This is a genomic window from Streptomyces bicolor (genome assembly GCF_000719285.1).
Lineage (GTDB): Bacteria > Actinomycetota > Actinomycetes > Streptomycetales > Streptomycetaceae > Streptomyces > Streptomyces bicolor.
On the sequence record NZ_JOFS01000040.1, the window covers coordinates 26,247 to 40,413 of the forward strand.

The 14,167-nt window shown below is 71.2% G+C and carries 12 protein-coding genes; 9 read left to right on the forward strand and 3 right to left on the reverse strand.

The window, feature by feature from the left end; all coding sequences use genetic code 11:
* The first annotated feature begins 190 nt into the window (after nt 1–190).
* The 6 genes from IF78_RS0136855 (at nt 191) to IF78_RS0136880 (ending at nt 6,750) form a co-directional block, all read left to right on the forward strand.
* Nucleotides 191–1,159 carry a TIGR03619 family F420-dependent LLM class oxidoreductase gene (locus IF78_RS0136855; protein WP_031478727.1) on the forward strand — a complete coding sequence of 323 codons (969 nt, stop codon included), beginning with the start codon at nt 191–193 and terminating at the stop codon, nt 1,157–1,159.
* 10 nt (nt 1,160–1,169) lie between these two features.
* Nucleotides 1,170–1,940 (forward strand): SDR family NAD(P)-dependent oxidoreductase, encoded by a 771-nt coding sequence (locus tag IF78_RS0136860; protein ID WP_031478726.1) that lies wholly within the window; start codon nt 1,170–1,172, stop codon nt 1,938–1,940.
* 126 nt (nt 1,941–2,066) lie between these two features.
* Complete coding sequence (locus tag IF78_RS0136865; protein ID WP_078662728.1) at nt 2,067–3,185, forward strand: LLM class flavin-dependent oxidoreductase; 1,119 nt, start codon at nt 2,067–2,069, stop codon at nt 3,183–3,185.
* A gap of 120 nt (nt 3,186–3,305) precedes the next feature.
* Nucleotides 3,306–5,036: an N-acyl-D-amino-acid deacylase family protein gene (locus IF78_RS0136870; protein ID WP_031478724.1), complete on the forward strand. Its 1,731-nt coding sequence runs from the start codon at nt 3,306–3,308 to the stop codon at nt 5,034–5,036.
* On the forward strand, nt 5,033–6,496 hold the full coding sequence (locus IF78_RS0136875; protein ID WP_031478723.1) for an aldehyde dehydrogenase family protein: 1,464 nt from the start codon (nt 5,033–5,035) through the stop codon (nt 6,494–6,496). Before IF78_RS0136870 ends, IF78_RS0136875 begins: the two co-directional genes overlap by 4 nt.
* An 11-nt stretch (nt 6,497–6,507) precedes the next feature.
* Complete coding sequence (locus IF78_RS0136880; protein WP_158751596.1) at nt 6,508–6,750, forward strand: hypothetical protein; 243 nt, start codon at nt 6,508–6,510, stop codon at nt 6,748–6,750.
* A gap of 15 nt (nt 6,751–6,765) precedes the next feature.
* Here the strand turns inward: IF78_RS0136880 and IF78_RS0136885 are convergent, their stop codons facing one another.
* On the reverse strand, nt 6,766–7,161 hold the full coding sequence (locus tag IF78_RS0136885; protein ID WP_031478721.1) for a nitroreductase/quinone reductase family protein: 396 nt from the start codon (nt 7,159–7,161) through the stop codon (nt 6,766–6,768).
* Nucleotides 7,162–7,273: 112 nt separating this feature from the next.
* Here IF78_RS0136885 and IF78_RS0136890 point away from each other — a divergent pair, with 112 nt between their 5' ends.
* Nucleotides 7,274–8,101, forward strand: coding sequence for an endonuclease/exonuclease/phosphatase family protein (locus tag IF78_RS0136890; RefSeq protein ID WP_031478720.1), 828 nt, complete (start codon nt 7,274–7,276; stop codon nt 8,099–8,101).
* Nucleotides 8,102–8,167: 66 nt separating this feature from the next.
* Here the strand turns inward: IF78_RS0136890 and IF78_RS0136895 are convergent, their stop codons facing one another.
* Both IF78_RS0136895 and IF78_RS0136900 read right to left on the reverse strand, forming a co-directional pair.
* The gene (locus tag IF78_RS0136895; protein ID WP_031478719.1) at nt 8,168–8,638 is read right to left on the reverse strand and encodes a DUF3592 domain-containing protein; all 471 of its coding nucleotides are present in this window, start codon (nt 8,636–8,638) and stop codon (nt 8,168–8,170) included.
* Nucleotides 8,639–8,772: 134 nt separating this feature from the next.
* Entirely contained in the window at nt 8,773–10,296 is a 1,524-nt protein-coding gene (locus IF78_RS0136900) for a CehA/McbA family metallohydrolase (RefSeq protein ID WP_031478718.1), read from the reverse strand.
* Nucleotides 10,297–10,527: 231 nt separating this feature from the next.
* Between IF78_RS0136900 and IF78_RS0136905 the strand changes: the two genes are divergently transcribed.
* Nucleotides 10,528–11,376: an LLM class F420-dependent oxidoreductase gene (locus tag IF78_RS0136905; RefSeq protein ID WP_031478717.1), complete on the forward strand. Its 849-nt coding sequence runs from the start codon at nt 10,528–10,530 to the stop codon at nt 11,374–11,376.
* 167 nt (nt 11,377–11,543) lie between these two features.
* Nucleotides 11,544–14,159 carry a bifunctional FO biosynthesis protein CofGH gene (locus IF78_RS0136910; protein WP_031478716.1) on the forward strand — a complete coding sequence of 872 codons (2,616 nt, stop codon included), beginning with the start codon at nt 11,544–11,546 and terminating at the stop codon, nt 14,157–14,159.
* Nucleotides 14,160–14,167: the final 8 nt, after the last annotated feature.

A 14,167-nucleotide genomic window follows, 5' to 3' on the forward strand; every position in this document is an offset into this window, starting at 1 on the left:
GGGTGCCGGGCGGGTTGCTTCGACGCCCCTGGAGGCACATCGTGCACACGGAGCGTACACAGGGCGGGCACGCAGCGTGCACGGATGCCGGTGCATCCACCGCCGCCCCGGGTCTTGTCTGACGGTCCGTCAGCTACGAGCATGTACCCCGCGTCACTCCACACGCCGGACCGCCAGTGAAGGGGGCGCCATGCCCGCCCTGCCGCCGGAAGGGCGACGACTCGCCTACGGCATCCAACTGCCCGTCCAGTCCCAGAGCACGATCTACGCCGAACCCTGGGAGGCCACCGCCGGCCCCGACGACCTCGTCGCCGTCGCCCGCGCCGCCGACCGCGCCGGCTTCGCCTACCTCGCGAGCTGCGACCACGTCGCTATCCCGCGCCGCCTGGCATCCGCGATGAGCACGGTCTGGTACGACCCCGTGGCCACGCTCGCCTTCCTCGCGGCGGCCACCGAACGCATACGGCTGCTCAGCCACGTGGCCGTGGTGGGCCTACGGCATCCGCTCCTCACCGCCAAGCAGTACGCCACCCTCGACCACCTCAGCGGCGGCCGGCTGATCCTCGGGGTCGGGGCCGGGCACGTACGCGAGGAGTTCGAGGCGCTCGGGGTGGACTTCGAGCGGCGCGGGGCCGTGCTGGACGAGTCGATCGACGCCCTGCGGGCCGCCCTCGGGCCGGACGAGTTCCCCGAACACCACGGCAAGCTCTACGACTTCGAGGGCCTGGGCCAGCTCCCGCGCCCCGCCCAGGAGCGCGTCCCGCTCTGGGTCGGCGGCTCGTCCCCGGCCGCCGTGCGCAGGGCCGCCCTCAACGCGGACGGGTGGCTGCCGCAGGGGGATCCGCGGGACCGGCTGCCCGCGCAGATCGCGTGGATACGGCGGCTGAGGGATGAGGCGGCCCGCGGCGGAGCCGCTGTCGGACGCGGTGACGGGCCGTTCTCCGTCGGCGCCATCGCCGAGCCCCTGTACGTCGGCGAGCCGGGCTGGGACGTCGGCCGCCGCACGCTCACCGGTCGCCCGGAGGCGCTGGCCGAGTCCCTGCGGGCGTACCGCGCGATGGGCGTGGACCAGATCCAGGTGCGGTTCCGCAGCCGCAGCCGTACCGAGCTCACCGACCAGATAGCGGCGTTCGGCGCCGAGGTGGCGCCCGACCTCTAGGGAGAACGGCATGGGCAAGCTGGACGGACGTGTCGTCATCGTCACGGGTGCGGCGCGCGGGCAGGGCGAGCAGGAGGCCCGCCTGTTCAGGGCGGAAGGGGCCGAGGTCGTGCTCGCCGACGTCCTCGACGAGCAGGGCGAGGCCCTGGCGCGGGAGATCGGCGGGCGGTACGTCCATCTGGACGTGGGCGAGGAGGAGGCCTGGCGGGCGGCGGTGGCCGTGGCCAAGGAGGCGTACGGCCGCGTCGACGGCCTCGTCAACAACGCCGGCATCCTGCGGTTCAACTCCCTCGTCGACACACCCCTCGATGAGTTCATGCAGGTCGTACGGGTCAACCAGGTCGGCTGCTTCCTCGGCGTGAAGACCGTGGCGCCGGCGATGGAGGACGGCGGCACCATCGTCAACACCGCCTCCTACACGGCCGTGACCGGCATGGCGGCCGTGGGCACGTACGCCGCCACCAAGCACGCCATCCTCGGCCTCACCCGGGTCGCCGCCCTGGAGCTCGCGGACCGGCGCATCCGCGTCAACGCGATGTGCCCCGGTGCCATCGACACCGCGATGTCCAACCCCGCCCAGCTGGACCCGACGGCGGACGCGGAGGAGACGAGCCGGGCGCTGGACGAGCTGTACCGCAAGCTCGTGCCGCTCGGACGGATCGGCAGGCCGGAGGAGGTGGCGCGGCTGGCGCTGTTCCTGACGTGCGAGGACTCGTCGTACATCACCGGGCAGCCCTTCGTGATCGACGGTGGGTGGCTGGCGGGCGTGAGTGTCATCTGACTGTCCATCAGCTATTGACCCTCCATGCCGGTGGTGCGACAGTCATCGAAACTGACGGAGCGTCAGAAACGGCGTCAGAAGGCTTGGCGTCTCGGAAATCTTCGCGACCGGGGACGGTGAACCTCCTTGGAATTCGGGCTCTTTGTACAGGGATACGTGGGCAAGCGCGCCGAGACCGACCCGCTCGCCGAGCACAAGGCGCTGATGGAGGAGACCGAGTACGTCATCCAGGCGGACAAGTCCGGCTTCAAGTACGCGTGGGCCTCCGAGCACCACTTCCTGGAGGAGTACTCGCACCTGTCGGCCAACGACGTGTACCTGGGGTACTTGGCGCACGCGACCGAGCGCATTCATCTCGGATCCGGGATCTTCAACCCGCTCGCCCAGGTCAACCACCCCGTCAAGGTCGCCGAGAAGGTGGCCATGCTCGACCATCTCTCCGGCAACCGGTTCGAGTTCGGCAGCGGGCGCGGCGCCGGATCGCACGAGATCCTCGGGTTCCTCCCCGGGATCACCGATATGAACTACACCAAGGAGATCTGGGAAGAGACCATCGCCGAGTTCCCGAAGATGTGGCTGCAGGACGAGTACGTCGGCTTCCAGGGCAAGCACTGGTCGCTGCCGCCGCGGAAGGTGCTGCCGAAGCCGTACGGGAAGTCGCATCCGGCGATGTGGTACGCGGCCGGGTCCCCGCCGTCGTACGCCATGGCGGCGAAGAAGGGGCTCGGGGTGCTGGGCTTCAGTGTGCAGAAGGTCTCCGACATGGAGTGGGTGCTGGAGCAGTACAAGACGGCGATCGTGGACGCCGAGCCGGTGGGGGACTTCGTCAACGACAACGTGATGGTGACGACCACGGCGATCTGTGCGCCGACCCATGAGGAGGCCGTGCGGATCGCTGTGAGCGGGGGGCTGCACTATCTGCCGTCGCTCGTGTTCCGGTACCACGACACGTTCCCGCGGCCCGAGGGCTTTCCGGTGTGGCCGGAGACGCTGCCCGAGTACAACGCGGAGTTCGTGGAGCTGCTCATCGAGGAGGAGCTGGTGATCTGCGGGGATCCGGACGAGGTGCTTCGGCAGTGCAAGCGGTGGGAGCAGGCCGGGGCGGATCAGTTGTCGTTCGGGTTGCCGGTGGGGGTGCCGAAGGAGGAGACGTTGCAGACGATTCGGTTGATCGGGGAGCACGTGATTCCGAAGATCGATACGGATCCTGTTCATCGGACGTCCCGGTTCCGGGCTGCCGCGTAAGCGCCGTTGCGGGGTGCGGGTTGTGTGGGGCTGGTCGCGCCCACGCGGCGGAGCCGCAAATCGATACAGCCCCGCGCCCCTTCAGGTCGGACATGTCCCCGCAGTTGAAAAGGGATCCCCATGCTTGATCACCTCATCAAGGGCGCGACCGTCGTCGACGGGACGGGCGCGCCCGGCTACACCGCCGACGTCGGCATACGCGATGGTCGTATCGCGGTCATCGGCACGGTCACCGAAGAAGCTCGCACCAGCGAGGACGCCTCCGGGCTCGTCCTCACCCCCGGCTTCGTCGATCCCCACACCCACTACGACGCCCAGCTCTTCTGGGACCCGTACGCGACCCCGTCCCTCAATCACGGCGTCACCACCGTCGCCGCCGGCAACTGCGGGTTCACGCTCGCGCCGCTGAACCCGGACCGTCCCGAGGACGCCGACTACACCCGTCGGATGATGTCCAAGGTCGAGGGCATGTCGCTGGTGGCGCTGGAGGAGGGGGCGCCCTGGAGCTGGCACGGGTTCGGGGAGTATCTGGACGCCCTGGAGGGGCGGATCGCCGTCAATGCCGGGTTCATGGTGGGGCACTGTGCGCTGCGGCGGTACGTGATGGGGGCGGACGCCGTCGGGGGGCAGCCGTCCGGCGAGCAACTGGCCGAGATGCTGCGGCTGTTGCACGAGGCCATGGACGCCGGGGCCTGGGGGTTCTCCACCACCCAGTCGTCCACGCACTCCGACGGGGACGGGCAGCCGGTGGCCTCACGGCATGCGCTGCCCGCCGAGCTGCTGGCCCTCTCGCGGGCCGTCGGTGAGCACGAGGGGACGCAGATCGAGGCGATCGTCGCCGGGTGCCTCGATCAGTTCAGTGACGCGGAGATCGAGCTGTTCGCGGAGATGAGCGCGGCGGCCGGGCGGCCGTTGAACTGGAACGTGCTGACCATCGACTCGGCCGTGCCCGAGCGGGTGCCCCGGCAACTGCTCGCCAGTGAGCGGGCCCGGAAGGCGGGCGGGCGGGTCGTCGCGCTCACCATGCCGATCCTCACGCCGATGAACATGTCCCTTGGCACCTTCTGCGCCCTGAACCTGATCCCCGGCTGGGGTCCGGTCCTCGGTCTCCCCGTCCCCGAGCGGATCGAGAAGCTGCGCGACCCCGGCGTACAGGCGGAGCTGCTGCGGCACTCCCAGGCCAGGGAAGCCGGTGTCTTCCGGCGGCTGACCAACTTCGGGCGGTATGTCATCGGGGACACCTACAGCGAGGCGAACCGGGGTCTGAGCGGGCGGATCGTGGCGGACATCGCCGCCGAGCGCGGGCAGGAGCCGTTCGCCACGCTGGTCGAGATCTGCGCGGCCGACGAGCTGCGCACGGTGCTGTGGCCGATGCCGACCGACAACGATCCGGCGTCCTGGGCCATGCGCGCCGAGGCCTGGCAGCACGAGGACGTCATGCTGGGCGGCTCGGACGCCGGGGCGCATCTCGACCGGATGTGCGGGGCGCCGTACACCACCCGGTTCATCGGGGACTGTCTGCGTGGGCGGAAGCTGGCGAGCCTGGAGCAGGCGGTGAGGATGCTGACGGACGATCCCGCACGGCTCTTCGGGCTGCGTGAGCGGGGTCGGGTGGCGGATGGCTTCCATGCGGATCTGGTGCTCTTCGACCCGGAGCGGATCGACGCCGGTACGGCCACCCTGGTGCACGACCTGCCGGGTGACAGTCCGCGGCTGGACTCCAAGGCGCTCGGGGTGCGGGCCGTGTGGGTCAACGGGGTGGAGGCGATCCGCGACGACGTGGTGACCGGGGCCGTGCCGGGGCGTGTGCTGCGGTCGGGGCGGGACACCAGGACGGTGGCCACGAGGTGAGTGCCGAGGGCGTCGACCGGCAGGGGCTGTTCGTCGACGGGGCGTGGGTGGAGCCGGACGGCGGCTATTACGCCGTAATCGACCCGGCCACCGAGGAGACCGCCGGGTGGGCTCCGGAGGCCTCGCGGGATCAGGTGCACGCGGCCTGCGCCGCGGCCCGCGAGGCCTTCGGGCCGTGGTCGCGTACGGCGCCGGAGGAACGGGCGGCCGTGCTGGCCAGGGCCGCGGACATCATCCGGGCACACCTCGTGCCGTACGCCGAACTGGCCCAGGCCGAGACCGGCGCGACCCTGGGGACGGCCCGGGGTATGCAGGTGGGCGTCGGGGCGGCCCGGTTCCGGCGGTACGCGCGCGTGGAGCCTGCCGAGTGGGCCGTCGCGCCGCAGATCAACGAGGCCGGGCCGATGGGGAAGGCCGGTGTGATGGGTGCCCTGGCCGTCCGTCAGCCCGTCGGAGTCGTCACCTGCATCACCTCCTACAACAACCCGTGGGCCAACCCGGCGGGCAAGATCGCCCCCGCGCTGGCCATGGGCAACACGGTGGTCGTGAAGCCCGCCCCGCAGGATCCGCTGTCCGTCTACCGGATGGCGGAGGCGCTGGAGGCGGCGGGAGTGCCGCGCGGGGTGGTGAACGTCGTCTCGGGGCGGTCGGTGGAGGTCGGCGAGGCGGCCGTCGGCTCCCGTGATGTCGACATGGTGAGCTTCACCGGGTCCACGGCCGTCGGGCAGCGCATCGCCGAGGTGTGCGGGCGGGACATGAAACGACAGTTGATGGAGCTCGGCGGGAAGGGCGCGGCGGTCGTCTTCGACGACGCGGACATCGGGTCGGCGGTGGCCGGGATCGGGACGACGTTCTCCTTCTACAGCGGGCAGATCTGTACGGCGCCGACGCGGGTGCTGGCCCAGCGGGGGGTGTACGACCGGCTGGTGGAGCAACTCGCCGGGTATGCGGGCCGGTTGAGGGTGGGTGACCCGAGGGAGCGGCACACGGTGGTCGGGCCGGTGATCTCGGCGACGCACCGGGACCGGGTGGAGTCGTACGTCGAACTCGGCCGCAAGGAAGGCGCGGTGGTGGTGGCCGGTGGCGAACGGCCCCCGTACGACCGCGGCTTCTACGTCGCGCCGACCCTTCTCGCGGACTGCACCAACGACATGCGGGTCGCGAGGGAGGAGATCTTCGGACCGGTCGTCTCCGTCATCCCCTTCGACGAGGAGGAAGAGGGCATCGCCCTCGCCAACGACACCGACTACGGCCTGATCGACTACGTCTGGTCCGGCGACGTCGCCCGCGCCTTCCGGGTCGCGCGGCAGCTGCGGGCCGGCGGGGTGGGGATCAACACCGTCGGGCGGAACATGGAGGCGCCGTTCGGAGGGTTCAAGAAGAGCGGGGTGGGGCGGGACGTGGGGTCGTATGCGCTGCACGCGTACAGCGAGGTGCAGGCGATCGTGTGGCCGGGGTGAACGGAGTCCGCTTGCCCCGGTCAGAGGTCGAACACGGCGCGGAGGCCGATCTCCACTGCTTCCATGATCCGCTCGCTGACGGGACCCAGGTCGTCGGTGAAGCGGACAGCGGAAAGTGTGCGGAACTCGCCGAGGACGATGCGCGGGGCCTCCGGCGACGGGCAGTTCGTAGACGTGCCCCCGCGACGCTGCGGGCGCCGCAGGCTGTCGTGCGGTTGCTGACGGAGCTGGGCGAGCGGGCGCCGGCCGCCTGACCGGCGCCGTACGCGTCAGTCCGTGAGATCCACCCGGACCGTCAGCAGGTTCGTGCCGAACGCCCGCACCCCGACGCTGTTGAACCGAGGAAGACTCCGCAGACGGGCGACCGGGTCGTCGTCCGGCAGCAGATGAGCCGTGCCGGTGTGCCACCGCCCCCGGATCCGCACCCGCACCCGCGGATCGGCCTTGATGTTGCGGACGTACTGGGACTTCTCGCCGAACTCGGAGACCAGCCAGAAGGAATCACCGACCCGGCGGCCGCCCACCGGTGTCTGCCGGGGCAGGCCGGATGAGCGGCCCGTGGTCTCCAGGACCGTCTGGAGGGGGAGGCGGCGCAGGACCGGATTGCCGACGTGGCGCTGGAACGTGGTGGCGGCGCGGAACCGGAGGTCGCCGAGGCGGGGCATGGTCTGTGAGTCTCCTGTCTCGTTCTGCTCTCGTTCTGGGTGTCACGGCGCGAACGTCGAACTGTTGCTTCAATGGTCCCCGACGCGGCGTGACGAGAGCGGGTGGCTGCCGATGCGGGTCGTGACCTGGAACCTGTGGTGGCGGTTCGGGCCCTGGGAGGCCCGCCAGAAGGCCATCCTCGCCGAGCTGCGTGACCTGCGCCCCGACGTCGTGGGCCTGCAGGAGGTGTGGGCCGCCGACGGAGAGAACCAGGCGGAGTGGCTGGCCGGCGAACTCGGCATGCACTGGGCCTGGGCCCCCTCACCCGCCCCCGACCGCTGGCGCCGCCGGATCGGCGACCCCACGGTCGACATCGGGAACGCCGTACTGAGCCGCTGGCCGGTCGTGGACCGGCGCACGCTGCGCCTCCCCGCCCCCTCGGAGGTCGACGACGGCCGCCTCGCCCTCTTCACCCGCCTGGCCACCCCCTCCTATGACATCCCGTTCTTCACCACCCATCTCACCTCCGCCCTGCACGCCTCGGCCGTACGCTGCCGCCAGGTCACCGCGCTCGCGGAGTTCATCGCCGAGAACCGCGGCGAGACGCCCTTCCCCACCGTCGTCACCGGCGACTTCAACGCCTGGCCGGACTCCGACGAGATCCGCCTCTTCGGCGGCTACCGCACCGCGCCGGTCGTGCCCAAGCAGGTCTTCTTCGACGCCTGGCAGTACGCCGTCCCCGACGCCCCCTCCGCCACCTGGGACCGCGAGAACCCGTACGTCGCGGCGGGCCTGGAGCCGAGCGTGCGGATCGACTACATCCACGTGGGACCGCCGGGGGCGGGCGGGCTGGGGCATGTGCGGGGCGTGCGGCGGGCGGGGCACGGGCCGGTCGACGGCGTCTGGCCGTCCGACCATGCGGCGGTGGTGGCGGATCTGGGGGACGGGCCGACGCCCTGATGGGCGACAGAACGCTGGGGACTTCTCCGCGACACCAGCGCTACGGACGTCTCCGCGACACCAGCGCTACGGACGTCTCCGCGTCACCAGCGCGACGACTGTCCCGATCCCCCCGATCACCAGCCCGATGCCCCCGAAGATCAACGGCAGCAGCCACAGCGAGGCGAATCCCTTGATGCGCGCGTCCCCGGGGGAGTCCGCGCGGTAGAGCACCTCGACCTGTTCGCCCACCTCGTACGACGGCGGATTGGAACCCGTGGAGTCCCGGAACTTCCGCGGTGTGCCGTCCGCCGACGCGAACTCGATCACCGGGTACGCGACGGGGCCGTCGTTCGCCCGCTTCTTGCGACCTGCGCCGCTGTCGTTGTCCCGCCACTCCAGGGCCACCACCGTGCCCCGGGCGCGCTCCGCATCCATCAGGAACGAGACCGACACCCCCGCGAGGACCAGCCCGACGACCAGGAACAGCGCCCCGAACGCGATGGACCCGAACGTGACCCAGCGCCGGACACCCTGCCCACGCACCTGAACCTGCACGACATTCCCCTCACTCGTCCGAAGCGAGAGGGACGCTATCCCAGCCGGGCCGTACCTTGCGCGCCTCGCTCACCCACTGAGCCCGCCGGAGCACTGTCTTGCGGATCGCCCGCCAGGTGCGCAGGGAGTCCCACTCATGTGCCCAGGAAGATCGGGTTCGTGAACGCCGCCAACGCCCCCGGCAACGGCCCCACCGCCGCCTCGTGCCGCAACTCCGCGCGTACGTACGCCGCGTACGAGGGCGTCGTACGCCACTCCACGACCCCGGACCCCGACACCGGCAGCGGCGCGCTCGTGAACAGTACGCCCTGGTCGGTGACGAAGCGGACGGTGCAGCGGGGCGCGCCGGTGGCTTCCAGGCGTACCGTCACCGGCGTGTCCCGGTCGACCTCCAACCGCCCGCCGATGCCCGCCTGTTCGCCCCGGCCGCCCGACACGGTGAACGACAGCGAGACGTTCTTGGACTCGGCGATGTACGACCGGCCCGCCCTGATGCCCTCCTGGATCGCCTCGCGGGTCAGGTCGTCGGCGAGGACGACCGTCTGGGGGGAGCCGACCGGGTCGGGGCTGCGGTGGGCGTCGCTGTTGCCCATCGCCGGGATCCAGTCGCGGCCCTTCTCGCGCACCGATGCGACCAGCATGCTGTCCCAGTCGGCGAGGGACACCTCGTCGTCCGGCGTCCACGGGCCGTTCCAGACCTCGATCGCGTCCGCCTCGCCGAAACCGAACTTCCAGTTGCAGCCGACGCAGGTGGCGTGCGGGTGGGCGGGGACGACCAGGCCGCCCGCGCGGCGGATCTGGCGGGCGAACTTGCCGAAGCGGTTGTCGCGCGCCCGGTAGCGCCAGTCGATGAACGTGCCCGGCTCGACGCCGAGGGCCACCACGTGGCCGTTGCGTGTCGTGATCTCCTCGCCCAGCATCACGAGCAGGTCGTCGCCCGCCACGTCGGCCCAGTGCGCGTGCGCCGAGTGCGTGTTGTGCTCCGAGCTGTTGATGAAGTCCAGGCCCGCCGCGCGGGCCAACGCCGCGATCTCCGCCGGGGTGCGCCGGCCGTCGGAGTACCAGGAGTGCAGGTGGCAGTCGCCCCGGTACCAGGCACGGCCCCGGCCCTTCGCCCGCTCCGGCGGGTACGTCGGCTCGACCACTTCACCGGGCTCGCCGTAGGTCAGCGTGATGGTGAGCTCGTACGGCAGTCCCTGCGGCGCCACCGTGTAGGGGCCCAGCGCGATGTGCCACGTACCCTCACGCACCGGACCCGGGAGGTACCCAGGCGTCGCGTCGTCCGTCCGGATGAAGAACTCCGTGCGTGCCCCGCCCGACCAGCCCCGGAAGCCACGGCCGCCGAGCTCGGTGCCGCGCCAGTCGAAGATGCCGATGTCGAGGGCGTTGCCCGGGGTGCCGGCCGGGACGGACGGCTTGTCGTAGGTGTAGGAGACCTTGATCTCCCGTACGCCGGACGGCACTTCGACCGGTACGTACACGAAGTCGGGGGAGCCGGGCGGCAGGGTGCCCCGCACTGTGCGGGTCTCCGCGTCCCGGGTGTCGTCGGCGCCTCTCGCGAAGGTCACGCTTCCCAACGTAAGCGTGGCGGCGGCGCCCGTCACGAACAAGGCGCGTCTGCCCAGACCCGTGTGGCCCCCGTGGTGGTCCTCGCACATGCTGCTGCTCCCCAGGTCGTCGTGAAGGACATGGCGTGGGTGGTGCAGTGGTGGTGCGTGCAACTCTCGTATTCAGCCGTGAACTGCCGTACAAGGGAAGGGAATCGGAAGCCAATCGGCAGCCGAGCGGTAGCCGACCGGTGGCACCGAAACCTTGGCGGCCCGTGGGCGGGAATCTGTGCCGACCGGTCGGTATGGACATCGGAGCGGCCGCGCGGTACAGATGCAGTCATGCGCATCTCCGTCACGATCTTCCTCACCGACGAGAGCATCACCCCCATCCGGCTCGCCCGTGAGCTGGAGCAGCGCGGGTTCGCCGGGCTGTACCTTCCCGAGCACACCCACATCCCCGTCGAGCGCACCACCCCGTACCCGGCCGGCGGTGACCTGCCGCCCGAGTACGGCCGTACGCTCGACCCCTTCGTCGCCCTGGGCCAGGCCGCCGCCGTCACCGAACGGCTCGGTCTCGGCACCGGCATCACGCTGGTCGCCCAGCACGACCCGATCGACCTGGCCAAGCAGATCGCGACCCTGGACCACCTGTCCGGCGGAAGGTTCACCCTCGGCCTCGGCTTCGGCTGGAATGTGGAAGAAGCCGCTGATCACGGCGTCACCTGGGCCACCCGCCGTGAACTCGTCCGGGACCGGATGGCCCTGATGCGGGCCCTGTGGGCGGACGAACCCACCGCGTACGAGGGGGAGTTCGGTGCCGTACGCGCCAGTTTCGCCTATCCCAAACCGGCACAGAAGCCGCGCGCACCCAAGGTCGTCGGCCCCCGCACGCTCATCGGCGGTGCCGCGGGGCCGAAGCTGTTCGCGCACATCAGTGAGTACGCGGACGGGTGGCTGCCGATCGGCGGGCGAGGATTGTCCGAAACCATCCCCCGGTTGCGGGCGGTTTGGGCCGATGCGGGGCGGGACCCCGAGGCCCTTCAGGTCGTGCCGTATGCCGTGTATCCGACGTCCGGGAAGCTCGCGCACTACGCGGAGTTGGGGATCGAAGAGGTCGTGGCGCAGCTGCCGTCGGCGGGGGAGGCCGGGGTGCTGCGGGTGTTGGACGAGTATGCCGAGTACCTGTGAACGAGCGGGCGGACAGCCCACCCAGGGGCGCGGGGCTGTATCGATATGCGGCTCCGCCGCGTGGGCGCGACCAGCCACAACGAACCGGCACCCGGCTATGCGCCGACAGCCCCCAAGGCCACCCCCGTCCCGGCTGAACCGGCGGAGTCCGCTCGTATGCTCGAAGGATGACGACTTCCGCGACCTCCGGAACCGGCTCCACCGACCGCCCCGGCAGCGGCACCGGCCCGACCGAGAACTCCATGCGTCGCGCCCTCAAACGCGCCCGGGACGGCGTCGCCCTCGACGTCTCCGAGGCGGCCGTGCTGCTCCAGGCCCGCGGCGAGGCCCTCGACGACCTCGCCGCGTCCGCCGGCCGGGTGCGTGACGCGGGCCTCGAAGCCGCCGGCCGGCCCGGCGTCATCACCTACTCGAAGAGCGTCTTCATCCCCCTCACCCGGCTGTGCCGGGACAAGTGCCACTACTGCACCTTCGTCACCGTCCCCGGCAAGCTGCGCCGCGCCGGCCACGGGATGTTCATGTCGCCGGACGAGGTCCTCGACATCGCCCGCAAGGGCGCGGCCCTCGGCTGCAAGGAAGCCCTCATCACCCTCGGCGACAAGCCCGAGGACCGCTGGCCCGAGGCGCGGGAGTGGCTCGACGCGCACGGCTACGACGACACCATCGCCTACGTCCGAGCCATCTCCATCCGCATCCTGGAGGAGACGGGACTGCTCCCGCACCTCAACCCCGGCGTCATGACCTGGACCGACTTCCAGCGCCTGAAGCCCGTCGCCCCGTCGATGGGCATGATGCTGGAGACGACGGCCACCCGCCTGTGGTCCGAGCCCGGCGGCCCGCACTACGGCTCCCCGGACAAGGAACCCGCCGTCCGCCTGCGCGTCCTGGAGGACGCCGGCCGTTCCTCCGTCCCCTTCACGTCCGGGATCCTGATCGGGATCGGCGAGACGTACGAGGAGCGGGCGGAGTCCCTCTTCGCACTCCGCCGCGTCTCCCGGGCCTACCACGGCATCCAGGAACTGATCATCCAGAACTTCCGCGCCAAGCCGGACACCGCGATGCGCGGCATGCCGGACGCGGAACTCGACGAACTGGTCGCCACGGTGGCGGTGGCAAGGCTCCTCATGGGCCCGTCCGCCTGCCTGCAGGCCCCGCCCAACCTGGTCGACTCCGAGTACGAGCGGCTCATCCGCGCCGGTATCGACGACTGGGGCGGGGTGTCCCCGCTCACCATCGACCACGTCAACCCCGAGCGGCCGTGGCCGCAGATCGAGGAGCTGGCCGAGCGGTCGGCCGCCGCCGGGTTCGCCCTGCGGGAACGTCTCTGCGTGTACCCGGAGTTCGTGCGGCGGGGCGAGCCCTGGCTGGACCCGCGGCTGCGCCCGCACGTCCGGGCGCTCGCCGACCCGGAGACGGGCCTGGCCCTGCCGGACGCGACGGTTGAGGGCCACCCGTGGCAGGAGCCGGAGGAGGCCTTCGAGGCGTCCGGCCGCACCGACCTGCACCGCACCATCGACACCGAGGGCCGTACGTCCGACCGCCGCGACGACTTCGACGAGGTGTACGGCGACTGGGGCGCCCTGCGTGAGGCGGCCGCGCCCGGGATGGCGCCGGAGCGCATCGACACGGACGTCCGCCAGGCGCTGCGGGTCGCGGCCGACGACCCGACCCGGCTGACCGACGCCGAGGCGCTGGCGCTGCTGCACGCGGACGGGCCCGCGCTGGACGCCCTCTGCCGGGTGGCGGACGACGTCCGCAAGTCGGCGGTCGGCGACGACGTCACGTACATCGTCACCCGCAACATCAACTTCACCAACGTCTGCTACACCGGCTGCCGCTTCTGCGCCTTCGCCCAGCGCCGCACCGACGCCGACGCCTACACCCTCTCCCTGGACCAGGTCGCCGACCGCGCCCAGCAGGCCTGGGACGTGGGCGCGGTGGAGGTCTGCATGCAGGGCGGCATCCATCCGGACCTGCCCGGGACGGCGTACTTCGACATCGCGAAGGCGGTGAAGGAGCGCGTCCCCGGCATGCACGTCCACGCCTTCTCACCCATGGAGGTCGTGAACGGCGCCACCCGCACCGGCATGTCCATCCGCGAGTGGCTGACGGCGGCGAAGGAGGCGGGCCTGGACTCCATCCCCGGCACCGCCGCCGAGATCCTCGACGACGAGGTCCGCTGGGTCCTCACCAAGGGCAAGCTGCCGACGGCGACCTGGATCGAGGTGATCACGACGGCCCACGAACTCGGCATCCGGTCCTCGTCGACGATGATGTACGGCCACGTCGACCAGCCCCGCCACTGGCTCGGCCACCTGCGCACCCTGGCCGGCATCCAGCAACGCACGGGCGGCTTCACCGAGTTCGTGACCCTGCCGTTCATCCACACCAACGCGCCGGTGTACCTGGCGGGCATCGCGCGCCCCGGCCCGACGGTCCGCGACAACAGGGCGGTGACGGCGATGGCCCGCCTCCTGCTTCACCCCCACATCCCCAACATCCAGACCAGCTGGGTGAAGCTGGGCACGGAGGGCGCGGCCGAGATGCTCCGCTCCGGCGCCAACGACCTGGGCGGCACGCTGATGGAGGAGACGATCTCGCGGATGGCGGGCTCGTCGTACGGCTCCTACAAGTCGGTGCGCGACCTGGTGGCCGTCGCCGAGGCCGCGGGCCGCCCGGCCAAGCCCCGCACGACGCTGTACGGCGAGGTGCCGGAGGAACGGCAGCGGGCGGCGACCGCCTCGGACGGGCATCTGCCGGAGCTGCTGCCGGTGCTGGACTGAGGAGGAAC